This window comes from uncultured Cellulomonas sp. (assembly GCF_947494015.1).
GTDB lineage: Bacteria > Actinomycetota > Actinomycetes > Actinomycetales > Cellulomonadaceae > Pengzhenrongella.
In genome coordinates, this window is record NZ_CANLTL010000008.1 from 59,951 (window position 1) to 85,491 (window position 25,541).

At 74.7% G+C, this 25,541-nt stretch carries 24 protein-coding genes; 5 read left to right on the forward strand and 19 right to left on the reverse strand.

Translation table 11 applies throughout. From position 1 onward, the window contains the following. Entirely contained in the window at window positions 1-1,866 is a 1,866-nt protein-coding gene (locus Q0840_RS10610) for a phospho-sugar mutase (RefSeq protein WP_298459442.1), read from the forward strand. A 170-nt stretch (window positions 1,867-2,036) separates the two neighbouring features. On the opposite strand, the gene deoC is transcribed toward Q0840_RS10610, so the two are convergent. The 12 genes from deoC to Q0840_RS10670 form a co-directional block, all read right to left on the reverse strand. Next, window positions 2,037-2,744 (reverse strand): deoxyribose-phosphate aldolase, encoded by a 708-nt coding sequence (deoC, locus tag Q0840_RS10615; RefSeq protein ID WP_298459443.1) that lies wholly within the window; start codon window positions 2,742-2,744, stop codon window positions 2,037-2,039. Continuing rightward, window positions 2,741-3,847 carry an adenosine deaminase gene (locus Q0840_RS10620; RefSeq protein ID WP_298459444.1) on the reverse strand — a complete coding sequence of 369 codons (1,107 nt, stop codon included), beginning with the start codon at window positions 3,845-3,847 and terminating at the stop codon, window positions 2,741-2,743. Before Q0840_RS10620 ends, deoC begins: the two co-directional genes overlap by 4 nt. 51 nt (window positions 3,848-3,898) lie before the next feature. Beyond that, window positions 3,899-4,126 (reverse strand): hypothetical protein, encoded by a 228-nt coding sequence (locus tag Q0840_RS10625; RefSeq protein ID WP_298459445.1) that lies wholly within the window; start codon window positions 4,124-4,126, stop codon window positions 3,899-3,901. A gap of 167 nt (window positions 4,127-4,293) precedes the next feature. Beyond that, on the reverse strand, window positions 4,294-5,193 hold the full coding sequence (locus Q0840_RS10630; protein WP_298459446.1) for a hypothetical protein: 900 nt from the start codon (window positions 5,191-5,193) through the stop codon (window positions 4,294-4,296). Between the two features lie 147 nt (window positions 5,194-5,340). Then, window positions 5,341-6,651, reverse strand: coding sequence for a thymidine phosphorylase (locus Q0840_RS10635; RefSeq protein ID WP_298459447.1), 1,311 nt, complete (start codon window positions 6,649-6,651; stop codon window positions 5,341-5,343). A 2-nt stretch (window positions 6,652-6,653) separates the two neighbouring features. Continuing rightward, window positions 6,654-7,055: a cytidine deaminase gene (locus Q0840_RS10640; RefSeq protein ID WP_298459567.1), complete on the reverse strand. Its 402-nt coding sequence runs from the start codon at window positions 7,053-7,055 to the stop codon at window positions 6,654-6,656. Window positions 7,056-7,111: 56 nt separating this feature from the next. Beyond that, complete coding sequence (locus Q0840_RS10645; RefSeq protein WP_298459448.1) at window positions 7,112-8,404, reverse strand: ABC transporter permease; 1,293 nt, start codon at window positions 8,402-8,404, stop codon at window positions 7,112-7,114. Continuing rightward, complete coding sequence (locus Q0840_RS10650; RefSeq protein ID WP_298459449.1) at window positions 8,401-9,774, reverse strand: ABC transporter permease; 1,374 nt, start codon at window positions 9,772-9,774, stop codon at window positions 8,401-8,403. Before Q0840_RS10650 ends, Q0840_RS10645 begins: the two co-directional genes overlap by 4 nt. After that, window positions 9,771-11,288 (reverse strand): ABC transporter ATP-binding protein, encoded by a 1,518-nt coding sequence (locus tag Q0840_RS10655; RefSeq protein ID WP_298459450.1) that lies wholly within the window; start codon window positions 11,286-11,288, stop codon window positions 9,771-9,773. The genes Q0840_RS10650 and Q0840_RS10655 overlap by 4 nt, the downstream gene beginning before the upstream one ends. Before the next feature lie 144 nt (window positions 11,289-11,432). Beyond that, window positions 11,433-12,530 carry a BMP family protein gene (locus Q0840_RS10660; protein WP_298459451.1) on the reverse strand — a complete coding sequence of 366 codons (1,098 nt, stop codon included), beginning with the start codon at window positions 12,528-12,530 and terminating at the stop codon, window positions 11,433-11,435. A gap of 160 nt (window positions 12,531-12,690) precedes the next feature. Then, window positions 12,691-13,932, reverse strand: a complete 1,242-nt coding sequence (locus tag Q0840_RS10665) for an amidohydrolase (RefSeq protein ID WP_298459452.1) — start codon at window positions 13,930-13,932, stop codon at window positions 12,691-12,693. Between the two features lie 115 nt (window positions 13,933-14,047). After that, complete coding sequence (locus Q0840_RS10670) at window positions 14,048-15,181, reverse strand: mannose-1-phosphate guanylyltransferase (RefSeq protein WP_298459453.1); 1,134 nt, start codon at window positions 15,179-15,181, stop codon at window positions 14,048-14,050. 193 nt (window positions 15,182-15,374) lie between these two features. On the opposite strand from Q0840_RS10670, the gene sdhC reads away from it, so the two are divergent. The 4 genes from sdhC to Q0840_RS10690 all read left to right on the forward strand — a co-directional run bounded on the left by sdhC (window position 15,375) and on the right by Q0840_RS10690 (window position 18,912). Beyond that, window positions 15,375-15,755, forward strand: a complete 381-nt coding sequence (gene sdhC / locus Q0840_RS10675) for a succinate dehydrogenase, cytochrome b556 subunit (protein WP_298459454.1) — start codon at window positions 15,375-15,377, stop codon at window positions 15,753-15,755. Next, a complete protein-coding gene (locus Q0840_RS10680) occupies window positions 15,755-16,225 on the forward strand; it encodes a succinate dehydrogenase hydrophobic membrane anchor subunit (RefSeq protein WP_298459455.1) in 471 nt (156 codons plus the stop codon). Before sdhC ends, Q0840_RS10680 begins: the two co-directional genes overlap by 1 nt. A gap of 69 nt (window positions 16,226-16,294) precedes the next feature. Further along, window positions 16,295-18,124: a succinate dehydrogenase flavoprotein subunit gene (gene sdhA / locus Q0840_RS10685; RefSeq protein WP_298459456.1), complete on the forward strand. Its 1,830-nt coding sequence runs from the start codon at window positions 16,295-16,297 to the stop codon at window positions 18,122-18,124. Between the two features lie 11 nt (window positions 18,125-18,135). Then, window positions 18,136-18,912, forward strand: a complete 777-nt coding sequence (locus Q0840_RS10690; RefSeq protein ID WP_298459568.1) for a succinate dehydrogenase iron-sulfur subunit — start codon at window positions 18,136-18,138, stop codon at window positions 18,910-18,912. Between the two features lie 69 nt (window positions 18,913-18,981). Here Q0840_RS10690 and Q0840_RS10695 read toward each other — a convergent pair whose 3' ends face one another. The 7 genes from Q0840_RS10695 to sigE are packed head-to-tail and all read right to left on the reverse strand — an operon-like array spanning window position 18,982 to window position 25,264. Beyond that, window positions 18,982-20,031 (reverse strand): YihY/virulence factor BrkB family protein, encoded by a 1,050-nt coding sequence (locus tag Q0840_RS10695; RefSeq protein WP_298459457.1) that lies wholly within the window; start codon window positions 20,029-20,031, stop codon window positions 18,982-18,984. Between the two features lie 9 nt (window positions 20,032-20,040). After that, on the reverse strand, window positions 20,041-20,604 hold the full coding sequence (locus Q0840_RS10700) for a 2'-5' RNA ligase family protein (RefSeq protein ID WP_298459458.1): 564 nt from the start codon (window positions 20,602-20,604) through the stop codon (window positions 20,041-20,043). Continuing rightward, entirely contained in the window at window positions 20,601-21,665 is a 1,065-nt protein-coding gene (trpS, locus tag Q0840_RS10705) for a tryptophan--tRNA ligase (protein WP_298459459.1), read from the reverse strand. Before trpS ends, Q0840_RS10700 begins: the two co-directional genes overlap by 4 nt. 46 nt (window positions 21,666-21,711) lie before the next feature. Continuing rightward, window positions 21,712-22,173, reverse strand: a complete 462-nt coding sequence (locus tag Q0840_RS10710) for a Sec-independent protein translocase TatB (protein ID WP_298459460.1) — start codon at window positions 22,171-22,173, stop codon at window positions 21,712-21,714. A gap of 21 nt (window positions 22,174-22,194) precedes the next feature. Further along, window positions 22,195-23,640, reverse strand: a complete 1,446-nt coding sequence (locus Q0840_RS10715; protein WP_298459461.1) for a S1C family serine protease — start codon at window positions 23,638-23,640, stop codon at window positions 22,195-22,197. Continuing rightward, the gene (locus tag Q0840_RS10720) at window positions 23,637-24,629 is read right to left on the reverse strand and encodes an anti-sigma factor (protein WP_298459462.1); all 993 of its coding nucleotides are present in this window, start codon (window positions 24,627-24,629) and stop codon (window positions 23,637-23,639) included. Before Q0840_RS10720 ends, Q0840_RS10715 begins: the two co-directional genes overlap by 4 nt. After that, window positions 24,626-25,264: an RNA polymerase sigma factor SigE gene (sigE, locus tag Q0840_RS10725; RefSeq protein ID WP_298459569.1), complete on the reverse strand. Its 639-nt coding sequence runs from the start codon at window positions 25,262-25,264 to the stop codon at window positions 24,626-24,628. The genes Q0840_RS10720 and sigE overlap by 4 nt, the downstream gene beginning before the upstream one ends. Window positions 25,265-25,541: the final 277 nt, after the last annotated feature.

Sequence of the window (25,541 nt, forward strand, 5' to 3'; positions counted from 1 at the left end):
ATGGTCGCCCACCACGTCTCCGAGCAGGCGCTCACGGACCAGGCCCGTAGCTGGATCGCCGACGACCCCGACCCGGCGACCGCCCAGGAGCTGCGGACGCTGCTCGCCGCCGCGGAGCGGAGCGCACCGGAGGGTGACGACCTGCCGTCGCGGGTCGAGCGGATGGACGTCCTCGAGGCCCGGCGCGACCTCGCCGACCGCTTCGACGGGACGCTGCAGTTCGGCACCGCCGGCCTGCGTGGCGCACTCGGCGCCGGACCGAACCGGATGAACCGCGCCGTCGTGATCCGCGCCGCGGCCGGCCTGGCCCGGTACCTGCAGGACACCGTCGGCAGCACCGGCGCCGGCACGGGCACCGGCGCCCGCACGGGTACGGTGCCGCGAGTGGTCGTCGGCCACGATGCCCGGCACAACTCGGCGGCGTTCGCGCGGGACACCGCGGCGGTGATGGTCGCCGCCGGCGTGGAGGCGCTGCTGCTGCCCGGCCCGCTGCCGACGCCGGTGCTGGCCTTCGCGGTGCGCCACCTGGACGCCGACGCGGGCGTCATGGTGACCGCCAGCCACAACCCCGCGCGCGACAACGGCTACAAGGTCTACCTCGGCGGCCGGGCCGCCACCGGCTCCGGGCAGGGCGTCCAGATCGTCCCGCCCGCCGACGCCGAGATCGCCGCCCGCATCGCCGCGGTGCCGTCCGTCGCGTCGGTGCCGCGGGCCGACGCCGGCTGGACGGTGCTGCCGACCACGGTCGTCGACGAGTACGTCGCGGGCGTCACGGCCCTCGCCACGCCCGGCGGTCCGCGGGACCTGCGGATCGTGCTGACGTCCCTGCACGGCGTGGGTGGCCGGCTCGCCGAGCGCATCCTGCGCGGCGCAGGCTTCACCGACCTGCACGTCGTCGCCGAGCAGGCCGACCCGGACCCGGACTTCCCGACGGTCTCGTTCCCCAACCCCGAGGAGCCGGGGGCGCTGGACCTGGCCCTGGGCCTGGCCCAGACCGTCCGGGCCGACCTCGTGATCGCCAACGACCCGGACGCCGACCGTTGCGCGGTCGCGGTCCGCGACCCGCGCGCCCGGACCCACCACGGCCCGGACACGGCCGCCGCGGAGGGCTGGCGCCCGCTGCACGGCGACGAGGTGGGCGCGCTGCTCGGCGCGTACCTCGCCGACCGGCACCGGGGCAGCACGACCGGTGCCGGCACGGCCGCTCCGGCGACGCTCGCCAGCTCGATCGTGTCCTCCCGGCTGCTGGGGCGGATCGCGCAGGCGCACGGCATGCGGCACGCGGCCACGCTGACCGGGTTCAAGTGGATCGCCCGGACGGACGGCCTGGTCTACGGCTACGAGGAGGCGCTGGGCTACTGCGTGGACCCGGGGCGGGTGCGGGACAAGGACGGGCTCAGCGCCGCCCTGCTCGTGGCCGAGCTGGCGGCGGGGCTGCACGGCGCCGGACGCACCCTGCTGGGCGCGCTGGACGACCTGGCCCGTGAGCACGGCCTGCACCTGACCGACCAGCTCTCGGCGCGGTTCACCGACCTCGCCCAGATCGGCGCGACCATGGCGCGGCTGCGGCAGTCCCCGCCGTCGACGCTGGGCGGCTCGCCGGTCACCGAGGTGGTCGACCTGGCGGACGGCGTGGACGGCCTGCCGCCGACCGACGGGCTGAGGCTGCTCGCGGCGGACGACACCCGCGTGGTGGTCCGGCCGAGCGGGACCGAGCCGAAGGTCAAGTGCTACCTCGAGGTGGTCGTCCCCGTCTCGTCGACGGCCGACGACGCCGCGGTGGGCGCGGCGCGTGACGCCGCCCGGCAGCGGCTGGGCGCGGTGCGCGCGGACCTGCGCGCCGCGCTGGGGCTGGACGGCGCCTGACGCGTCACCCGGGTCGGCACCGGCCCACCCGGGCCTGCCTCAGGGGCCACGACGGGCCCTGCGCCACGAGGGGCGGCTGACGACCGGACTCCGGTCGGCAGCCGCCCCTCGTCACGCCGGACGGCGCAGTGCGTGGTGCTGGTGCGTGGTGCTGGTGGGTGGTGCGGCGGTCAGTACCCGTCGCCGGCCGCAGGCGCCGCCGGGGCCCCGTCGGCGTCGTCCAGCCCGGCGAGCACCCCCGCGGTGCCGGACAGCCCCAGACGGGTCGCGCCTGCCCGGACCATGGCCAGCGCGTCGTCGGTCGTGCGGATGCCGCCGGAGGCCTTGACGCCGAGGCGGCCGCCCACGGTGCGGGCCATGAGCTCGACGGCGTGCACGGTGGCGCCGCCGGCGGGGTGGAAGCCGGTGGACGTCTTGACGAAGTCCGCGCCGGCCCGCTCGGCCGCCTGGCACACGGCGACGATCTGGGCGTCGTCGAGGGCGGCCGACTCGATGATCACCTTGAGCACCCGCGGGGCCGGCACCGCCGCCCGCACCGCCGCGATGTCGGACTCCACGTCGGCGATCCGGCCGGCCCGGGCCGCACCCACGTCGATGACCATGTCGACCTCGTCGGCGCCGTCGGCCACCGCACGGGCCGCCTCGGCCGCCTTGATGTCGCTGTGGTGCTTGCCGGACGGGAACCCGCAGACGGTGGCGACGGCGAGCCCGTGCGCGTCCAAGGGGAGCATCGACGGCGACACGCACACCGAGAACACCCCGAGCCGGGCGCCCTCGGCGACCAGCGCGGCGACGTCGTCGGGCGTGGCCTCGGGCTTGAGCAGCGTGTGGTCGACGAGGCGGGCCAGCCCCGCCCGGTCGAGGTCGACGTCGCTCATGCCCGGTGCCGTCCGTTGCCACGGCCGGCGAACCCCGGCGCGATGAGCTCCTCGACGAGCGCCTCCCGCTCGTCGTGGTGGATGAACGCGTTCCACGCGGCGGTCAGCGTGACGTCGCGCAGGTCCTCCAGCGTCCAGCCGGCCTCCTGCACCAGGAGCGTCATCTCGCGGGTCAGCGTGGTGCCGGACTGCAGCCGGTTGTCGGTGTTGACGGTCACCGCGAAGCCCAGCTCCTTGAGCAGCGTGATCGGGTGCTCGGCGATGGACGCGGCGGCGCCGGTCTGCACGTTGGAGCTGGGGCACAGCTCGAGCGGGACCTGCTGGTCGCGCACCCAGTGGGCCAGCTCGCCGAGCCGGGCCCGGGGGCCGTCGCCGTCGCCGGGAAGGATCTCGATGTCGTCCGCGATGCGGACGCCGTGGCCCAGCCGGGTCGCCCCCGCGACGTGCAGCGCCTCGGCGATGGAGTCCAGCCCCGCCGCCTCGCCGGCGTGCACCGTGGCGGGGAAGCTCGCGGTGCGCAGCGTGCGGAACGCCGACGCCTGGCGGGAGGGCGGGAAGCCCGCCTCGGCGCCGGCGATGTCGAACCCGACCACCCCGTCGCCCCGGTTGGCGAGCGCGAGGGCGGCGATCTCGTCACCGCGGTCGGCGTGCCGCATCGCGGTGATCAGCGTGCCGATGCGGATGGACCGGCCTTGCGTGGCCGCCTCGGCGACGCCCTCGGCGAAGCCGGCCTGCACGGCGTCGACGACCTCCTGCAGGCTCAGGCCGCGCTGCAGGTGCTGCTCGGGGGCGTAGCGCTGCTCGGCGTACACGACGCCGTCGGCGGCCAGGTCCAGGGCGGACTCGCGGGCGACCCGGCGCAGCCCCTCCGCGGTCTGCATCACCGCGATCGTGTGGTCGAACGTCTCGAGGTAGAGCTCGAGCGTGCCCGAGCTCGCCGCCTGCAGGAACCAGGCGGCGAGCTCGGTGGGGTCGGTGGTGGGCAGCGGGTGGTCGACCTCAGCGGCCAGCTCCACGATGGTCGCCGCGCGCAGGCCGCCGTCGAGGTGGTCGTGCAGCACCACCTTGGGCAGGGCCCGGATCGCGGACTCGTCGATCGTCATGGGCCCAACCTATCCGCCGCTCCCCCGGCGGACCGAACCCGCCGGCCTCCGTCAGGGGTACTCCTCGCGCTCGTCCGGCGGCACCGCCTGCGCCTGCTCCTCGACGTCCGCCGGGTTCGCCTCGACGACGTCGTCGGGTGCCGGGACGTCCGGCGCGTACTCGCCGGGCTCGGCGGCGGGCGGCGCCGACGGGTCCGGCGCGATCTCGACGTCGCCGCCGGGATCGACCTGGTCCAGGCCGGCGTCGCGCCAGGTCTCGGATCCGGGAAGGGTGCTCATCGCTCCTCCTGGTGCTGCTCGCGGGTCTGCTCGGGCCCGTCCATCGTGCTGCGGGTCGCCGGGTCCCGCCAGGCAGGCAGGGGCCCGGCAGGCCGTCAGGCCGGCAGGCCGGGCCGGCCGGGGCAGGCCCGGGTGCGTCGAGGTCGCACGGGACGCCGCGCACCCGCTCAGGCGGGCAGCAGCACCCAGCACACGTGGGACCAGCCGCCCAGGGCCGGGTGCGGGCCGCCGGGCGCCGCGAGCCGGTCCCGGCCGACCCGGTGCACGCGGCCCTGCCCGGGCTCGAGCACGGCGTAGCCGGGGTGCGTGCCGTCGTCGGTCGGCCGGACGCCGGGGACGAGCAGCACGACGTGGCGCGGGACGGCGGTCGTCAGGCCCGTGCCGAGGTCGCCGCCGGTGAACAGCGGGACCGGGACACCGGCGGCCAGGGCGGCGTCCGCCCGGTCGAGCGCGGCATCCAGGTGCGGTCCGTCGGTGTCGTCCAGCAGGTGGGCGCGGAACCGCACGCCGGGCCAGCGGGCCACCCGCGCCGCTCCCCACGGCGGCGTCCCCAGCGCCCGCGGCCAGCCCACCGGCCCCAGGGCCCGCCGGGTGGACGCTCCCTGGAGCGCCCGCTGCAGCGTGGCGAACCGGGCTGCGGCGTCGCCGGACGCGAGGGCGGCGGGGGGCGCATGGCGCAGCTCGGGTGGCCGGTGGCCGCCGGCCAGGTCGCCGGTGACCAGCCACAGCGCGAGCAGCGGGTTGCCGGCGGCGGCCAGGGCGCCGAGCACGGCCGAGCCGCACGTGGTGGCGTCGGTCTGCCGGACCGGGGCCCCGGCGAGGTGCAGCGGGCCCGGCCGCCCCCCGCCCAGCGGGGCACCGACCTGGGCGCGGTCGCGCGGGCTCAGGGACGGCCACCGGGCGGCGAGCGCCTCGATGGCACGCAGCGGCGCCCCGGCGGCCAGCGCGCGGACCGGGACACCGGCGACCGCGGGGCCGCCCTGCGCGGCGAGCGCGCACAGCGCGTCGTAGCGGCCGCGGTCGGCGGGGCCGAGCCCGTCCCGTGCCCGTGCCGCCGCGGCCGCCACGGGGGGTGACGGCGTGCCATGGACCGTCCCGGGACGCTGCCGGGTGCCGGGTCGCGCCGTCGGGTCGGCCCCCCGGGGGACGACCCGGTGCGCGACCGTGGTGGCCTGGAGCCCTCGCCAGCCGCCCCGCGCCGCCCCGGCCACGGGTCAGCCCGCGGCGATGCGGTCGATCAGCAGCGGCGCCCGCTCCCCGGCACCGTCGGCCGAGACGACCACGGCACCGGTCAGCGCCTCGGTGGCCCGCCCGAACCGCTCCGGGGTGTCGGTGTGCAGGGTCAGCAGCGGCTGCCCCGCCCGCACGGTGTCCCCCGGCTTGGCGTGCAGGACGACGCCCGCCCCGGCCTGGACCGAGTCCTCCCTGCGGGCCCGGCCGGCGCCCAGCCGCCACGCCGCCACGCCCACCGCGAGCGCGTCCACGGCGGTCACCACGCCGTCGGTCGGCGCCACGACGTCCTGGGTCTCGCGGGCCACGGGGAGCTCCGCGTGGGGGTCGCCGCCCTGGGCGGCGATCATCCGGTTCCACACGTCCATCGCGCGCCCGTCGGCCAGCGCATCGGCCGGGTCGACGCCGGTGACGCCCGCCGCGGCGAGCATCTCCCGGGCGAGGGCGACCGTGAGCTCGACGACGTCGGCCGGCCCGCCGCCGGCGAGCACGTCGACGGACTCGCGGACCTCGAGCGCGTTGCCGGCGGTCAGGCCGAGCGGCGTGGACATGTCGGTGAGCAGCGCGACCGTCCGCACCCCGGCGTCGGTGCCCAGGTCCACCATCGTGCGGGCGAGCTCGCGCGCCTGGTCGACGTCCTTCATGAACGCCCCGGACCCCACCTTGACGTCCAGCACGAGCGAGCCGGTGCCCTCGGCGATCTTCTTGCTCATGATCGACGACGCGATCAGCGGGATCGCCTCGACCGTCCCGGTGACGTCGCGCAGGGCGTACAGCTTGCGGTCGGCCGGCGCGAGGCCGGAGCCCGCCTGGCAGATGACGGCGCCGACGTCCTCGAGCTGGGCGAGCATCTCGTCGTTGCTCAGCGCCGCGCGCCAGCCCGGGATGGACTCGAGCTTGTCCAGGGTGCCGCCGGTGTGGCCCAGCCCGCGCCCGGACAGCTGCGGCACCGCGACGCCGAACACCGCGACGAGCGGGGCGAGCGGCAGGGTGATCTTGTCCCCGACGCCGCCGGTGGAGTGCTTGTCCGACGTCGGCCGGGACAGCCCGGAGAAGTCCATCCGCTCGCCGGACGCGATCATCGCGGCCGTCCAGCGCGAGATCTCGGCGCGGTCCATGCCGTTGAGCAGGATGGCCATGTTCAGCGCCGCCATCTGCTCCTCGGCGACGGCGCCGCGGGTGTAGGCGTCGATCACCCAGTCGATCTGGGCGTCGCCGAGCCGGTGCCGGTCGCGCTTGGCGCGGATGACGTCCACGGCGTCGAACGCCTCGGGGGTGTGCGGGGTGGAGCTCACGGTCACGCCTTCCGCTCGATCAGGTCGTCGGGGCCGAACGCGTCCGGCAGCACCTCGCGCATCGGCCGGATCCCGCTGACCGTGTCCACCAGCAGGTCCGCGCCGCCGTGCTCCCACAGCAGCTGGCGGCAGCGGCCGCAGGGCATCAGTGCGTTCCCCTGGGCGTCCACGCACGCGAACGCGACCAGCCGGCCGCCGCCGGACACGTGCAGGCCGGACACCAGCGCGCACTCGGCGCACAGGGTCAGCCCGTACGAGGCGTTCTCCACGTTGCAGCCGGTCACGACCCGGCCGTCGTCGACCAGCGCGGCGACGCCGACCGGGAACCCCGAGTACGGGACGTAGGCGCGGTGCATGACCTCGGTGGCGGCGGCGCGCAGCGCGTCCCAGTCGATCGTCGGCAGGGCGGAGCCGCCGTCGGGCAGCCCGGCGGGCGGGTCGAGCAGGTGATCGGCCACGGTCACTCCTTGGTGTACGGCTCGCCGGACGCCGCCGGCGGCCGCGAGCGCCCCACGAGGCCGGCGACCGCGAGGATCGTCACCACGTACGGCAGCATGAGCATGAACTGGCTGGGCACCGGGGCCCCGACGACGCTCAGGGCGCCCTCGAGGTTCGAGGCGAAGCCGAAGAGCAGCGCCGCGAGCGCGGCCCGGACCGGGTCCCACTTGCCGAAGATCACCGCGGCGAGCGCGATGAAGCCGGCGCCGGCCGTCATCTCCTCACCGAACGAGGAGACGGACACGACCGTGTAGAAGGCGCCGCCGATCCCGACGATGCCGCCGGCGATCAGCAGCGTGCGGTACCGCGTGCGCGGCACCTTGATCCCGACGGTGTCCGCGGCCTTGGGGTGCTCGCCGACGGCGCGCAGTCGCAGCCCCCACCGGGTGCGGAACATCGCGAACCACACCGCCGGCACCGCGAGGTACATGAGGTAGACCAGGACCGACTGCTCGAACAGCGCCGGCCCCAGCACGGGGACGGCCGACAGCACCGGGATCGCCACCGGACCGAAGCGCTCGGTCTGGTTCAGCTCCGCCGCGCCCGGCACGAGCACCTGGGTGTACAGGAAGCTCGTCAGGCCGATCACCAGGACGTTGAGCACCACACCCACGATGACCTGGTTGACCCGGTAGGTGATGGTGAACAGGCCGAGCACCAGCGCGACCAGCGCCCCGGCCAGGACCGCCGCGACGACCCCGACCACCGGGCTGTTCGTCAGCGAGCTGGCCACGGCGGCGCAGAAGGCGCCCGCGAGGAGCTGGCCCTCGATGGCGATGTTCACCACGCCCACGCGCTCGCCGATCACGCCACCGAGGGCGCCGAAGACGATCGGGACGGCGAGCAGGATCGACCCGCCCACGAGCCGGGCCACCGAGAAGTCGCGGCTGCTGCCCGCGCCGGCCCAGGCGAGGAATCCGACCAGCAGCGCCAGCGCCAGCGCCAGCGTGAGCACCAGCGGGACCCGCCGACCGGCGGCCAGCAGCGTGAACGCCGCGGCGGTGACGGCCGCGGCGATCGCCGTGCACACCCACGCCGTGACCATGCCGGGCACGGCGGCGTCCGGCAGGGACAGCACCTCGGTGCCGGAGGAGAACCGGAACAGCGTGTCGCCCTCGCGCGGGGCGAGCAGCAGCAGCAGCGCGAACAGGCCGGTCACGACGGCGAACGCGACAGGCGCCTTGCGGCTGACCACCCGCACGTGGCGGGCGGCGTCCGCGGGTGCGCCGGCGGGGACGGTGGCGACCGTGCTCATGCCGACACCTCCTTCCGGGTGCGGCGCGCTCGGCCCCCGGCACCGCGGCCCGACTGACGCGGCCCGGGCTGCGGCAGGCGGAACACGGCGCGCACGAGGGGCGGCGCGGCGATGAAGAGGACGATGAGCGACTGCACGACCAGCACGATCTCGATCGGGACACCCTCCGAGGCCTGCATCACCGAGCCGCCGGCCTTGAAGGCGCCGAACAGGATCGCCGCCGCGAGCACGCCGAGCGGCGCGGAGCGGCCGAGCAGGGCCACGGTGATCGCGTCGAACCCGATGCCGGCGTCGATGTCCGACCCGAACCCGGTGGTCACCTGGCCCAGCACCTGGGTGGTGCCCGCCAGACCGAGCAGCCCGCCGGCGACGAGCATCACCGAGACCGTGGCCCGCGGGACGTCCATGCCGGCGACCCGGGCGGCGGCGGGGTTCTCCCCCACCGCACGGAAGGTGAATCCGAGCGTCGAGCGGTTGAGCAGCCACCACACGAAGGCCACCGCGATCAGCACGAACACGAAGCCCAGGTGCAGGTTGTACCGCGGGCCGAGCAGGTCCGGCATGATCGCGGAGTCCTGCATGGCGGGGGTCCGCGGGTTCGCCGACCCCGGCGCCTGCAGCAGACCGGGCGTCGCGAGCAGGTAGGACAGCCCGTAGAACGCGATGTAGTTGAGCATGATCGTGACGATCACCTCGTGCGCCCCGGTGGTGGCCTTGAGCAGACCGGCGATCCCGGCCCACAGCGCCCCGGCCGCGATCCCGGCGACCATCGCCAGCAGCATGTGCAGCGGCCACGGGGCGTCCACCCCGAACCCGACCCAGCCCGCGGCGGCGGCGGCGACCAGGATCTGCCCTTGCCCGCCGATGTTGAACAGCCCCGCCCGGAACGCCAGGGCGACGCCCAGGCCGGCCGCGATCAGCGGGGTGGCGTAGGTCAGCGAGTTCATCAGCGGCCGGATCGCGGTGGCGGCGTCGTCGGCGCGGACGTCCCACACCGCGCCGCGGAACAGTGCGGCGTACGCGCCGCCGACGGCGCTGCCGATCGCCCCGAGCGTGTCACCGGGACGGGAGAAGAAGTAGGCGGACGCCTCACGCACGGCCTCGTCGGTGAGCGCGATCATGATCGACCCGCCCAGGACGGCGAGCACGACGGCGCCGATGGACACCGCCCAGCTGCCCGAGACCATCCGGGCGAACGCGTCGGGCCAGCGCGGGTCGGCCGGACCCTGCGAGGCACGCTCGAGGCCGCGCGCGCGCTCGGTCCCCGGGGTGGCGGCGTCGACCTCGACCTCACCGGCCGCGTCCTGCGGCGGCTGCGGCGGGTCGGCCGGTCGGCCGGTGCGTCGGTCGTCGGGGCCGGTGGTGCTCATGCCGCTCCAGTCGTCGTGGGCGCGATGCCGGCCATCATCAGGCCGAGGACGTCCCGCGGCGTGGTCGCCGGCACGATGCCGACCGCGCGTCCGCGGTACATCACCAGGATCCGGTCGCCGAGCGAGACGGCCTCGTCCAGCTCGGTGGACAGCACGACGACGGGGACGCCGGCCGTGCGCGTCTCGACGATGCGCTTGTGGATGAACTCGATGGACCCGACGTCCACCCCGCGGGTCGGCTGGGCGGCGACGAGCAGCCGCAGGTCACGCGACAGCTCGCGGGCCAGCACGACCTTCTGCTGGTTGCCGCCGGACAGCCGCCCCACCGGCGAGTCGATGCCCTGCGTGCGGATGTCGAACTCGTCGACCTTGGCCCGCGCGAAGTCGTCGCGGGCCCCGAGCTGCAGCACGCCGGCGCGCGCGAACGGCGGCCCGTCGGTGCGGTTCAGGACGAGGTTCTCGGCGACCGTGAAGTCGCCGACAAGACCGTCGACGTTGCGGTCCTCCGGGACGAATCCGACGCCGGCGTCCAGGATGCGTCGCACGGACCGGCCGAGCAGCTCGCGACCGTCCAGCCGGATGCTCCCGGACTGCGCCCGCTGCAGCCCGACGAGCGCCTCCGCGAGCTCGGTCTGGCCGTTGCCCTGCACGCCCGCGATGACGAGCACCTCGCCGCCGTCGACCGTGAAGCTCACGTCGTCGACGACGACCGTCCCGCGCGGGTCGGTGATGGTCAGCCCGGACACCTCCAGGCCCGCGCCGGTGGGGACCGGGGCGTCCTTGTGCACGGTGAGCTCGACCGGGCGGCCGACCATCAGGGCGGCGAGCTCGGCGTCGGTCGCGCCCGGGTCGGCCTCCCCCACCACGGCCCCGCGCCGCACGACGGTGATCCGGTCGGCGACCTCACGCACCTCGCGCAGCTTGTGCGTGATGAACACGATCGCCGCGCCGGACTCGCGCAGCTGGCGCATGATCGCCATCAGCTCGTCGGTCTCCTGCGGCGTGAGGACCGCGGTGGGCTCGTCGAACACGAGCACCTTCGCGTCCCGCGAGAGCGCCTTGATGATCTCCACCCGCTGCTGGACGCCCACCGGCAGGTCCTCGACGACGGCGTCGGGGTCGACGTGGAACCCGAAGCGGGCCGCGATGTCGCGCACCGTCTCCCGGGCGGCCTCGAGGTCCAGCCGGCCGCCCGACCGGGTCTGCTCGTGGCCCAGCATGACGTTCTCGGCGACCGTGAACACGGGGATGAGCATGAAGTGCTGGTGCACCATGCCGATGCCGGCCGCCATGGCGTCGCCCGGCCCGGAGAACCGCTGCACCTCGCCGTCGATGAGCACCTCGCCCTCGTCGGCCGTGTACAGGCCGTACAGGACGTTCATCAGCGTCGACTTGCCGGCGCCGTTCTCGCCGAGCAGGCAGTGGATCTCCCCCGCCCGGACGGTGAGGTCGATGTGGTCGTTGGCCACCAGCGCGCCGAAGCGCTTGGTGATGCCGCGAAGCTCGAGCGTCACTGCGCGCTCCTTGCGGGTCCGGGGGATGAGGGTCCGCGCGTGCTGCCACGGGCGGGGACGTGCCGGCGCGTGCCGTGGTGTGCCGGCGGGGTGACGGCACGCTGCCGGGGAGGCCGCGGTGCGACCTCCCCGGCAGAGTCGGTGTCAGCCGAGGTACGACTCGACCTGGACCTCACCGTCGATGATGGCCTGCTGCAGCTCCTCGACCTCGGCCATCAGGGCCGGGTCGACGTCGTCCTCGAAGTTGTGCAGCGGGGCCAGCCCGACGCCGCCGTTCTCGAGCGTGCCGACGTACGCCTCGGGGTCGAACTCCCCCTCGCCGGCGGCCATGACGGCCTCGTACGTGGAGACGTCCATGCCCTTGAGGATGGAGGTCAGCACGAGGTCCTGCGTGCTCGGGTCGCTCTCGTAGAAGTCGGCGTCCACCCCGACGAGGGCGATCTCGCGGCCGGAGTCGGCGATCGCGTCCATGGCCGACTGGTAGATCGGCCCGCCGACCGGCAGCAGCACGTCGACACCCTGGTCGATGATGCCCGCGGCGACGCCCTTGGCGGTGTCGTTGGCCTCGAAGCCACCGGTGAAGGAGCCCTGCTCGCCGCCCTGGTAGCCGACCACCTCGACCGAGGTGCCCTTGACCTCGTTGTAGTACTCGACGCCCTGCTTGAAGCCGTCCATGAAGATGGTCACGGTCGGGAACGGCTGGCCGCCGAAGGTGCCGACCTTGCCGGCCTCGGAGTAGCCCGCGGCGAGGTAGCCGGCGAGGAACGCGGCCTCGGCGGTGTTGTAGAGCAGCGGCTTGACGTTCTCGGCGTCCTTCTCGCCGTCGAAGTCGTTGTCCGCGGCGTCGTCGACCAGGATGTAGTCGATGTCGGGGTTGGCGGTGGCCGACTCGACCGTGGCGGCGGACAGCGCGAACCCGACGGCGACGATGGAGTTGCAGCCCTCGGAGACCAGCGACTCGATGTTGCCCTGGTAGTCCGAGGCGGAGTCGGACTGGACGTCGCGGAAGTCCGCGCCCAGCTCCTCGGCGGCGCGCTGCGCCCCCTCGAAGCTCAGCTGGTTGAAGCTGCGGTCGTCGAAGCCGCCGGCGTCCGAGACGATGCAGGCGGTGAAGTCCGTGGCGGCGTCGGCGGTCGAGCCGCCGCCGGCGGTCTCCTCGGTCTCCTCCGGCGCGGCCGCACATGCGGTCAGCACCAGGGCGGTCGCGGCGGCCAGGCCACCGACTCGCATCACAGTGTTCACGTCTACTCCTGGGGTCTGGACGCCGCGGGCGTCCGATGGGCTGCGACCACCACGTCAGGCGTCGCCTCCCGCTCGGCGGGGCCGGTCGGCTGGGTGTGCAGCGCACCCTACCCATGCCGTGCGCACGCCCTGGTTACCGGTGGGTACGCCGGGGGGTTCGTTACGGATTCGCGACCTTGCCGACGCCGTCCGTCGCGGCCCCGCCGTGCTCGCTGCCTGCGAGGACGGCCGCGCGGGCGAGCAACCGGGCCCCGACGCCGACCGCGCGCTCGTCGACCCGGAAATCACCCTGATGGATGTCGTAGGTCCGCCCCCCGGGGGTGCGGGTGCCCAGCCGCGCCATCGCGCCGGGGACCTTCGTCAGGTACCACGCGAAGTCCTCCCCGCCGAGGGACTGCTCGGTCAGGGTCACCGCCCCCTCGGCCAGGACGTCCCGGGCGGCCCGCTCCAGGACGCCGGTCGACCAGGCGTCGTTCTCGACCGGCGGGACGCCGCGCGCGTGCCGGATGTCCACGTCCACCCCGAACGGCGCGAGCACCTGCTCCACCGCCTGGTGGAACACCTGCGACGTCCGCTCCCACGCGCGCACGTCGAGGCACCGCAGCGTGCCGCGGACCGAGCCCGAGGACGGGATCGCGTTGTGCGCCGACCCAGCCTGGACCGCGCCCCAGGTCAGGTTCACCCCCGAGCGGGGGTCGAGCCGTCGTCCGAGGACCGCGGGCACCTGGGTGATCACCTGGCCGAGCGCGAAGACGACGTCGCCGGTCAGGTGCGGGCGCGAGGTGTGCCCGCCGCCACCGCTGACCACGACCGTCACCTCGTCCGACGCGGACGTGATGGGCCCGATGCGGGTGCCGATGCGTCCCACGTCCAGGTGCGGGTCGCAGTGCACGGCGAACAGGTGCGAGACCCCGTCGAGCACGCCCGCGGCCATCGCGTCGAGCGCGCCGCCGGGCTGGACCTCCTCCGCGGCCTGGAACACCAGCCGCACGCCGGTCGGCAGTCCCCCTGCCTGCGCGACCTGCGCGAGAGCCAGCCCCGCGCCGAGGACGACGGCGGTGTGCACGTCGTGCCCGCACGCGTGCGCGACGCCGCTGACCTGCGAGTGCCAGGGCTCCTCGCACGTGTCGGCCAGCGGCAGCGCGTCGAGGTCGGCCCGCAGCACGACCCGGCGCCGCCCGGTCACCGCAGGGCCGGGACCGATGTCGCACACCAGGCCGCTGCCGGGGAGCAGCCGCGGCTCGAGGCCCGCGGCGCGCAGCCGGTCCGCCACGACCGACGTGCTCCGCTGCTCGGTCCGGCCCAGCTCGGGGTGCGCGTGCAGGTCGCGCCGGATCTCGATGAGCTCGGGGACGAGCGACTCGACCAGGCTGTCCACGGAGGTGGCGACGTCGATGGGCACGGCCCGAGCCTAACGACGCGATCGGCCGGCGGGCGCACCGGCCCCCCCGGGACCCCACCCCGCAGCGACCGGCACGCACCCGCACCGACCCGGGGGTGCACGGTGGGAACGCAGCTCAGAGCAGGCGGTCGACCCCCCGGGCGCGGACCGCCTCGACGACGTCCTTGACCTGCTGGGCGCGCGCCCGGGTGGTCACCAGCAGGGCGTCGGGGGTGTCGACGACCACGACGTCGTCGATGCCGAGCACCGCCACCAGCCGGTCGGACCCGGCCACCACGAGCGAGCCGAGCGAGTCCAGCCGCACCACGGCGTCGTCGTCCCCCAGGACGCGGGCGCCGTCCGCGCCGTCACCCACCGGCGGCAGCAGCGTGGACAGCGAGGCGAAGTCGCCGACGTCGTCCCAGCCGAAGTCACCCGGGACCACGGCCACGCCCCCCGCGGCGGCGACCGGCTCGGCGATCGCGTGGTCGATCGCGATGCGCTCCAGCCCGGGCCACACGTCCGCGAGCACGCGGGCGCGGTCGGGGGTGTCCCACGCCGCGGCCAGCGTGCGCAGGCCCGCGTGCAGCGCGGGGCGCTGCTCGGCGAGGTGGTCGAGCAGCACGGTCGTGCGGACCAGGAACATGCCGGCGTTCCACCGGTACTCGCCCGTGGCGAGGTAGGCGGTCGCGGTGGCGACGTCCGGCTTCTCGGTGAACCCCACCGCGTGCAGCGCGGTGGGCGCCGCCGGCAGGCCGAGGCCCGCCCCGGACCGGACGTACCCGAAGGCGGTCGACGCGTGCGACGCCGCGATCCCGACGGTCACCACGTACCCCGCGCGGGCGGCCTCGACCCCCTCCCGGACGGCCTGCTCGAACGCGCGGGTCCCCTGGATCACCTGGTCGGCGGCGAACGAGCCGAGCACGACGTCGCCGTGCCGCTGCGCGAGCACCGCGGCGGCCAGCCCGATCGCGGCCATGGAGTCCCGCGGCGACGGCTCGGCGAGCACCTGGTCGGCCGCCAGCGCGGGCAGCTGGCCGCGGACGGCGTCGACGTGGCGCTCGCCGGTGACCACCAGCACGCAGCCCGCACCGGTGAGCGGCTCGAGCCGGTCCACCGTCGCCTGCAGCAGGCTGCGCCCGCTGCCGGTCAGGTCGTGCAGGAACTTCGGCGCCCCGGACCGCGACAGCGGCCACAGCCGGGTGCCCGCGCCCCCGGCCGGGATCACCGCGTGGAAGCCGGGCAGAGGTCCGTCGGGTGTGGTCGTCATGCGGTCACGGTAGTGACCGCGCCGGGGCCGCCCGCCTGTGCACTTGGTCACAAAGGGCTGTGACGGGCCCCTGACGGCCCCTGGCGCGACGCGCGTGCCGACGCGGTGTCATTACAGTGGTCCGGTCACCGGACGGCGTCGTCCCTCACGTCATCCGCACTCGTCATCCGCACACGTCAGCCTGGAGGCCGAAGTGCCCAGCGCCCCCGCAGGCACGCTCTACCGCGGCCGTGAAGGCATGTGGTCCTGGGTCGCGCACCGCGTGACCGGCGTCGCCATCTTCTTCTTCCTGCTCGTCCACGTGCTCGACACGTCCCTCGTCCGGGTGTCCCCCGAGGCGTACGACGCCGTGATCGGCACCTACAAGAACCCCGTCATGGGGCTGGGCGAGGCCGGGCTGGTCGCCGCCGTCGTGTTCCACGCCTTCAACGGCATCCGGATCATGCTGGTCGACTTCTGGTCCAAGGGCACCCGGTACCAGCGCGTGATGCTCTGGGTCGTGATGGGCCTGTTCGTGGTGACCATGGCCGGCTTCCTGCCGCGGCACCTCATGCACGTCTTCGGAGGCGAGTGATGACGACGACGACGCAGGCAGCCGCCCGGCTGCCGATCGAGAACCCCGGTCAGGCGTACCAGCGGCGCAAGACCACCCGCGGCAACTTCGAGCTGTACGGCTGGGTGTTCATGCGGGCGTCCGGCGTGGTGCTGCTGGTGCTGATCTTCGCGCACCTGTTCGTCAACCTCGTGGCGGGCGAGGGGATCAGCGCGATCGACTTCGGCTTCGTCGCCGGCAAGTGGGCGTCCCCGTTCTGGCAGGTGTGGGACCTGGTCATGCTGTGGCTCGCGATGCTGCACGGCACCAACGGCGTGCGGACGATCATCAACGACTACGCCGAGCGCGACGGGCTGCGCATGTGGCTGAAGATCGCGCTCTACACGGCGTTCGTCGTGGTGGTCACCCTCGGCACGCTGGTCATCTTCACCTTCGACCCGTGCCCCCCGGGCGCGGCGGCCGACCTGCTGCCGTCCTTCTGCACCACCTGACGCGCGGTCCGCGTCGTCGCCCCGGGCGCTGTGCGCCACCGTTCGTCCCATCGAAAGGCACTGCACCCGATGCAGACCCATCAGTACGACGTCGTCATCGTCGGTGCCGGCGGCGCCGGGATGCGCGCGGCGCTCGAGTCCTCCAAGCGCACCCGCACGGCCGTGATCTCCAAGCTCTACCCGACGCGCTCGCACACGGGCGCCGCGCAGGGCGGCATGTGCGCCGCCCTGGCGAACGTCGAGGAGGACAACTGGGAGTGGCACACCTTCGACACGGTCAAGGGCGGTGACTACCTCGTCGACCAGGACGCCGCCGAGGTGATGGCCAAGGAGGCCATCGACGCCGTCCTCGACCTGGAGAAGATGGGCCTGCCGTTCAACCGCACGCCCGAGGGCAAGATCGACCAGCGCCGCTTCGGTGGGCACACCCGCAACCACGGCGAGGCCGCCGTGCGCCGGTCGTGCTACGCCGCCGACCGCACCGGCCACATGATCCTGCAGACCCTCTACCAGCAGTGCGTGAAGAACGACGTCGAGTTCTTCAACGAGTTCTACGTCCTGGACGTGCTGCTGAGCCACGACCTCACCACCGGCGAGGTCGCGGACGGCGAGGAGGTCGCGGTCTCCGGCGTCGTCGCCTACGAGCTCGCGACCGGCGAGATCCACCTGTTCAAGGCCAAGTCGGTCGTCTTCGCGACCGGTGGGGCCGGCAAGATCTACAAGACGACGTCCAACGCCCAGACGCTCACCGGTGACGGCATGGCGCTGGCGTTCCGCCGCGGGATCCCGCTGGAGGACATGGAGTTCTTCCAGTTCCACCCGACCGGTCTGGCGGGCCTGGGCATCCTGCTGTCGGAGGCCGCGCGCGGTGAGGGCGGCATCCTGCGCAACAGCGACGGCGAGCGGTTCATGGAGCGCTACGCGCCCACCATCAAGGACCTCGCCCCGCGTGACATCGTCGCCCGGTCGATGGCGAACGAGGTCCGCGAGGGCCGCGGCGCCGGGCCCAACAAGGACTACGTCCTGCTGGACCTGACCCACCTGGAGCCGGCGCACATCGACGCCAAGCTGCCGGACATCACCGAGTTCGCCCGCACGTACCTGGGCATCGAGCCGTACACCGAGCCGGTGCCGGTCTACCCGACCGCGCACTACGCGATGGGCGGGGTCCCGACGAACATCCTCGGCGAGGTGCTGCGCAACAACTCCGACACCGTCCGCGGGCTGTACGCGGCCGGTGAGGTCGCCTGTGTGTCCGTGCACGGCTCCAACCGGCTGGGCACCAACTCGCTGCTGGACATCAACGTCTTCGGCAAGCGGGCCGGGATCGCGGCGGCCGAGTACGCGGTGGGCGCGGACTGGGTCGAGACGCCGCAGGACCCCGAGGGCGGCGTCGTCGCCGAGCTCGAGCGGATGCGGACGCTGCCGTCGGGCGAGCGGGTCGCGCACGTGCGCCGCGACCTGCAGAACACCATGGACGCCAACGCCCAGGTGTTCCGCACCGAGGAGTCGCTGCGCCAGGCGCTGGCCGACATCGCGGCCCTGCAGGAGCGGTACCGGCACGTGAGCGTGCAGGACAAGGGCAAGGTCTTCAACACCGACCTGCTCGAGGCCCTCGAGCTGGGCTTCCTGCTCGACATCGCCGAGGTCGTCGTCGTCGGGGCCCTCAACCGGCAGGAGTCGCGCGGCGGGCACTTCCGGGAGGACTTCCCCCAGCGCGACGACGCCGGCTACATGAAGCACACGATGGCCTACCGGCGTCCCGCGGCGTCCGGCGACCGACCCCATTCCGAGGCCCCGTCGGGCCCCGGCACGTCCGCACCCGGGACCTTCGACATCGTCCTGGACTACAAGCCCGTCATCATGACGCGGTACGAGCCGATGGAGCGTAAGTACTGATGTCCACCACCATGCAGTCCCCGGCCGCCACCGAGAGCACGCAGAGCTCGGCGGGCGGCGAGGTCGGGGCGGTCCCCAGCTTCGACGTCACCCTGCGCATCCGCCGGTACAACGTCGAGACGCACGGCGACGAGGCGTACTGGGAGGAGTTCACGGTCACCGCCTACGGCACCGACCGCCTCCTGGACGCCCTGCACAAGGTCAAGTGGGACGTCGACGGCTCGCTGTCGTTCCGCCGCTCGTGCGCGCACGGCGTGTGCGGCTCGGACGCGATGCGGATCAACGGTCGCAACCGGCTCGCGTGCAAGGTCCTGCTCAAGGACCTCAACCCGGACAAGCCCATCACCGTCGAGCCGCTCAAGGGCCTGCCGGTGATGAAGGACCTCATCGTCGACATGGAGCCGTTCTTCGCCTCCTACCGCGAGATCATGCCGTTCCTGGTCACCGGCGGGAACGAGCCGACCCGCGAGCGGCTGCAGTCGGCGGAGCAGCGGGAACGCTTCGACGACACCACCAAGTGCATCCTGTGCGCGGCCTGCACGTCCTCGTGCCCGGTGTTCTGGACCGACGGGCAGTACTTCGGCCCGGCCGCGATCGTCAACGCGCACCGGTTCATCTTCGACAGCCGGGACGACGGCGCCGCGCAGCGCCTGGAGATCCTCAACGACAAGGAGGGCGTGTGGCGCTGCCGCACGATCTTCAACTGCACCGAGGCGTGCCCGCGCGGCATCCAGATCACCAAGGCCATCCAGGAGGTCAAGCGGGCGATGATCACCCGCGCCTTCTAGAGGTCGGCCCGCTCCACGCCGCCCGACGACGGCCCGGTCCCCCACCGCGGGGGCCGGGCCGTCGGTGCGTCAGTCGGTGGTGCGCACCGGGACGGGCGTGGCCTGCGCGACCGCGTCGTCGTCGTCCTCGGGTCGCGGCGGGTCGGCGGTCCACGCCGCGGCGAGCAGGACGATGCGAGCGAGCAGGTTGATCCACACCAGCAGCGTCAGCAGCACGGTGAAGGACGCCACCAGCGCGCTGCGGTCCGCGCTGCCGGCGACGATGCTGGTGCCCAGCAGCCGCACCGCGCCGATGCCGGTCGCCGCGATGAGCGCCCCGCCGACCAGGTCGCGGCGCGGCGGGCGGACGTTCGCCAGCGCCCGGACGACGAGCACGAAGACCACCGCGTCCATGACGAAGGCGACCACCACGCCGAGCACCCGCGCGACGACCCGGACCGCCTCGTCCAGGGTGAGCAGCGTCAGCAGCCAGCCGGCGAGCCAGGTCACCGCGAGGGTCAGCACCGTGGAGACGAGGATCGCGACCGCGACGGCGAAGACCGCACCGACCTCGCGCAGCTTGCCGAGCAGCAGGTTCTGGGCCGCGGTGGGGACGCCGAGCACGGCGCGGACGGCCGTCCGCAGGGCCGCCATGGACAGCGACGCGCTGAACAGCAGGACGGCGACGGCGGCGACGCCCGCCAGGTTCAGACCGGCGCTGAGCACCAGGTCGTCGGGCTGCAGCAGTCCGCCGTCGCCGAGGTCGACCAGCCCGGGCAGGGTCGCGTCGACCGTGGTCAGCACGTCCTCGCGCAGCGCGGCGTTGTCGCCCAGGACCGCCATGAAGATCGTGTACCCCAGCGCGAGGGCCGCGGACACCGAGAACAGCGCGCTGTAGGCGATCCCGCCGGTCAGCACGCCGCCACCGGCGGCGCCGAACCGGGCCACGGCGCGTGCGGGACGGGTCTGCAGCCACCACGTCCACAGTGCGGCGAGCCGTGCCGTCAGCCGCCCGACCGGGCCGGGCCCGCCGGCGCCGGCGCCGGGCGACAGTTCGGCACGCACGGCGCCGGTGCGGCGTCGTCGGCCGCCGTCGGGCGCCGGCGTGCCCGCTGTCGCCCTCGTGCCGGCCGTCACCATGCCGCGACCCTACGAGCGCGGCTCCGGGCGGGCATCCCGGGCCAGCGGGTAGTCGCGCACCGGCCGCCAGACCCCGTCGTCGCCGTGCTCGTAGACCGAGATGGCGTCCACCGCGAACCGTGCCTCGAACGGCGCGAGCTCGGCGAAGGCGCGGTCCAGGGCGTCGTCGGGCACCTCGTGGGCGACGGTGACGTGCGGGTGGTAGTGGAAGCGCAGGTCCTGGGCGAGGGGTCCGGACCGCACCGCGCGCTCCAGGCGCTCGCACTGGGCGATGCCCTGGACCACCTGGACGAACACGACCGGCGACACCGGGCGGAACGACCCGGTGCCCCTCAGGTGCACGGTGAACGTCTGCGCGCTCCGGGCCACGTCCTCCAGGTGCGCCGAGACGACCCCGAGCTCGTCCGGCTCGACCACGGTGGGGCCGAGCAGGGTGATGTGCGGCGGGATCGCCTGCGCGAGCGGGTCGCCGAACCGGGCGCGGGCGTCCTGCAGCACCGGTCCGATCGGGGCCGGCACGCCGATCGCGACCCCGATCCGCACCTGGTCGCCCGAGCGCTCGGGCAGCCTCACGCGCGCCCGCCCCGGCGGCCGCGCGCACCCAGCAGCCCGACCCGGTCGTACACGCGGTCCAGGGTGACCCCGGCGATCGCCCGGGCCCGCTCGGCCCCCTCGGCGAGCACGTCGTCCAGCGCCGCGGGGTCTGCGACGTACTGCGCGAACCGCTCGCCGAACGGCCGCAGGGCCTCGACCACGATGTCGGCCACGTCGACCTTGAGGTCGCCGTAGCCCTTGCCGGCGTAGTCGTCCTCGAGCTGCTGGACCGACCGTCCGCTGAAGGCGGAGTGGATCGTGAGCAGGTTGGACACCCCCGGCTTGTCGACCGGGTCGAAGCGGATCTCCCGACCGGTGTCGGTCACCGCGGACCGGATCCGCTTGGCGACGACCTTGGGGTCGTCGAGCAGCTCGACGATCCCGGCCGGGGCCGACGACGACTTGCTCATCTTCGCCGTCGGGTCCTGCAGGTCGTAGATCTTGGCGGTCGCCTTGACGATGTGCGGCTCGGGGACCACGACGGTGCCCGCGCCGAACCGCGCGTTGAGCCGCTGGGCGAGGTTGCGGGACAGCTCCAGGTGCTGGCGCTGGTCCTCCCCCACGGGCACCACCTGCGTGTCGTACAGCAGGATGTCCGCGGCCATCAGCACCGGGTAGGTGAACAGGCCGACCGTCGTGCCGTCGGCGCCCTGCCTGGAGGACTTGTCCTTGAACTGGGTCATCCGGCCGGCCTCGCCGAAGCCCGTCTGGCAGGACAGCACCCACGCCAGCTCGGCGTGCTCGGGCACGTGCGACTGCACGAAGAGCAGCGCCCGCGCCGGGTCGACGCCCGCCGCCAGGTACTGCGCCGCGGTCCGGCGGGTCCGCTCGCGCAGCAGGGCCGGGTCGGGGTTGACCGTCATCGCGTGCAGGTCGACGACGCAGTAGATCGCGTCGTGGTCGTCCTGCAGGGCGACCCACTGGGTGAGCGCGCCCAGCAGGTTGCCCAGGTGCAGCGAGTCCGAGGTGGGCTGCATCCCGGAGAAGATCCGGGGGCGTACGGGCAGGGCCTGGTCGGTCACGGTCACCGGGGAGGACATCGCACCATTCTCGCAGGTCCGGCCGCTGGCCGACGACGTGCGGCGGTCAGGTCGCCTCGTCGTCGAACGGGGCGACCGGCGACGTCGCACCGGCGGCCGCGGAGCCGCTGACCGCGCCGTCCGCGGCACCGGCCCCACCGGCCGCAGCGGCGGCCCCCATCGCCGTCGAGCCGCGGGCGACCGGCCCGGTCGGTGCGCCCGGTGCGCCCGGCATCCGGGGACCCGCTGGACGGCCCGCCCGGGACGGCCCCGGCAGGTCGTCGAGCAGGGCCTCGCGCACGATCCGCCGCGGGTCGTAGCGCCGAGGGTCCAGCGCCGCCCAGTCGACGTCGCCCACGTCGTCACCGAGCTCCTCGCTGACCCGGTCCTTGGCGCTGAGCGCGTACCGCCGTGCGGTGCGCACCCACACGGCCAGCTGCTCGGCATAGCGCGGCAGCCGCTCGGGTCCCACGACCACGACGGCGACGACGATCAGCAGGAGGAACTCCCCGCCGTTGATGCCCAGCACGGGGCAACCCTAACGAGCGGATCAGTCGCTGGTGGCCGTGTCGAGGACCACACGGACGTCGCGCTCGTCCGACCCGGTCCGCACCCGCAGCACCACCGGGTCCCCCGGGGCCCTCGCCCGGATGGACACGATGAGCTCGTCCGGCTCGGTCACCGGACGACCGTCGATGGCCACGATGACGTCACCCGGCCGGATGCCGGCGTCCGCGGCCGGTCCGCCGGCGCTGACCGGCGGCTGGCCACCCTGCTGGCTCGTCGCCACCTGGACGCCCTCGCCCGAGTAGGTCTCGTCGAGCAGCACGCCGATGATCGGGTAGGTCGCGATGCCGCTCTCGATGAGCTCCTCGGCGGTGCGCCGCGCCTGGTTGGCCGGGATCGCGAACCCGAGCCCGATGCTGCCCGACGCCACCTGGCCGCCGGGCGGCTGGGCGATCGCGGAGTTGATGCCGACGACGTGGCCGGCGCTGTCCACGAGCGGCCCGCCGGAGTTCCCGGGGTTGATCGCGGCGTCGGTCTGGATCGCGTTGATGAAGGCGCGCTCGCCGGAGCCGCCGGCCTCGACCGGTCGGTTCAGGGCGCTGACGATGCCCGTGGTGACCGTGCCCTCCAGGCCGAGCGGTGCGCCGATGGCGATCACCGGGTCGCCGACCACGACGGCGTCGGAGTCCGCGAGCAGCAGCGGCTCGAGGCCGTCGCGCTCGACCTTGAGCACGGCGAGGTCGTAGTCGCTCGTGCGTCCGACGATGGTCGCGGGCTCCTCGGTGCCGTCGGAGAACAGCACCTGGATCTGCGAGCCGTCCTCGGCGCCGCCGGCCACGACGTGGTTGTTGGTCAGCAGGTAGCCGTCCTGGCGCAGCACGAACCCGGAGCCGGTCGCCCGGCCCTGGCCCGTGGTCACCTCGATCGAGACGACGCTGGGCAGCACCGCACCGGCGATCCCGGCCACGCTGGACGCCGGTCGGGCCTCGTCGGCGGGGCCGACCTCGACCGGCAGCCCGGCGTCGGCCAGGCGCCCGTCGTCGGCTGCCTGGGTGGCGAGCACGCCGCCGGCCGCCCCGGCCAGCAGCGAGACCAGGAGCATCGGCACGAGCCACAGCAGACCCACCGACCGCCGCCGCCGCTCGGGCGGCCGGGCCGTGGGGTCGGCCGGGTCACCGGGTCCGCCTGCGCTCCACGCGGGCACGTCGTGCGCCGCCTGGCCCCAGGGCGCGGTGCCGAGGGAGGACGGCTGCCCGAGGCCGGTCCGGGCGGGCTGCTCGGGTGCGGGCCACCCACCGTGCGCCGGGGCCGGGTGGCCGGTGGGCTGCGGCGGGGCGTAGCCGCCGTCTCGGGGCGGGGCGTAGCCGCCGGCGTCCGACGGCGCGGAGCGGTGCTCCGGCGCCGGGGCGCCGGCGCGCGTGGGGGACGGCGGGGCGAACGGGTCGGGGCGCGGCCAGGCGCCGGGCTCCTGCGGCTCGTGGACTGTCATCGGTCGGCCAAGGCTCCTGTCACCGTGTCCCAGCCCCGGCCCAGCCGGCCGGGGACGGAGTCGTCGTACCCCGTTGCGGGGAAGTGATGCACGATCTGGGTCGCCTCCTCGGCCGGGGCCTCGGAGACGACGGACACCACCGTGTCGTCGGACTGCCACACGGCGTGCCACGGGTGGTGGGACAGGACGTACAGGGTCCGACCGCCGATTGTGCGCTGTTCCACCGGTCCGAGCGAGGCGACGTCCAGCCGGCCGCGCTGCTCGGTCAGCACGACCCGCCCCTGCGGACCGGCCAGGTCCACCTCGAGCACCTCGCGGTCCGGCCCGCTCAGGCGGACCGCCGTGACGTCGTACCCGGCGGGCAGCGCGTCCGGGCAGGTCCAGCCCTGCTCGTCCATCCACGCCAGCACCGTGGCCGGGGTGGGGCGGGCCGCGGCCGTGCCGGCGTCCCCGCCCGACGTCGTGGCGATGGTGGCCATGAGCTGGCGCTCCGCGACGCCCTGGTGCACCGGTGCCCCCTGGGGTGCCTGACCGAGCGCGGTCAGCGCGGCGGCCGGGTGGGTCGCGGGCACCACCGGCGGACGCTCCCCGACCACCAGCAGCCCGCCGACGACGACGCCCGCGCCCACGATCGCCCCGGTCAGGACCCGTGCGGGGGTCCGGCGCCGACCCAGCTCACCGCTGAGCGCCCGGGCCGGGACCGCGTACGCCGACTCCCCCAGCGGCACGACGGGACGGTGCGGGTCGCGGCGCACGGGGTGCCCGGACGCGGGCGGCAGATCCCCGGCGAGGGCCAGCAGGCGCGCGGTCAGCTCGGGGTCGGGTGCCACGTCGCCGGTGACCGACAGCGCGCGGCGCGCCTGGCGCGCCGCTGCCACCTCGTCGGCGCACGCCGGGCACGCCGCGACGTGCGCGAGGGCACGCTCGGCGGCTGCCGGGGACAGCTGCCCGTCGACCAGCGCGCTCACCCAGGTCCCGAGGTGGCTCACGGGTGGACCACCCGCAGCTCGGCGAGGGGGTCGGCGACCGGGGCCGCCGCGAGCAGCGCGGCCGGCGCCCGGTGCGCGAGCGCGCGGCGCAGCTGGGCGCGTGCCCGGTGGATGCGCGAGCGGACGGTGCCGAGCTTGATCCCCAGCGTGACCGCGATCTCCTCGTAGGACAGGCCCTCGATGTCGCACAGGACGACCGCGGCGCGGTACTCGGGCGACAGGTCACCGAGCGCGCGCTGCACGTCCAGGTCGAGGTTCGCGTGCTCGAAGCCGCGCACCGGGTCCTGCAGCTCCCCGGTCGCGGGGTGGCGCTCGGCGTCGTCGCCGATCGCGTCGATCCGGATCCGCTGCCGGCGGCGCACGCCGTCCAGGAACAGGTTGGTGGTGATGCGGTGCAGCCAGCCCTCGAAGGTGCCGGGCGTGTACGTCGACAGGGACCGGAACACCCGGACGAACACCTCCTGGGTGAGGTCCTCGGCGTCGTGCTTGTTGCCGGTCAGGCGGTAGGCGAGCCGGTACACGCGGGCGGAGTGGTCCTGGACGATCTGCTCCCACGACGGCGCCGTCCACGGCTCCGCGGGCACCACCCGGCCGGCCGCCCGTGCGGCGGCCCCGTCCGTGCCGTGCGTCCCCATGGCCATCCGCGCCTGTCCCCTCTGTCGACGGCGAGCGCCGTCGGTCCTCCCAGTGTCCCAGGCGGGCACCGGCCCCACGACCGTCCTAACACCGCGGGCCGTCCGCACCTTCCCGGCGGCCGCCGGGGCGTCGACCCGGAGCATCCACCCGGCGTCCTCCCGGCGCGTCGACCCGGGCGCGGCGTGCCCACCCCCCCCACGGCCCGTCACCGCCGGCAGTAGCATCGGCGCGGGACGCCGGGCACCGCTCGTGCCCACCGGGCGTCCGCCCCACCCA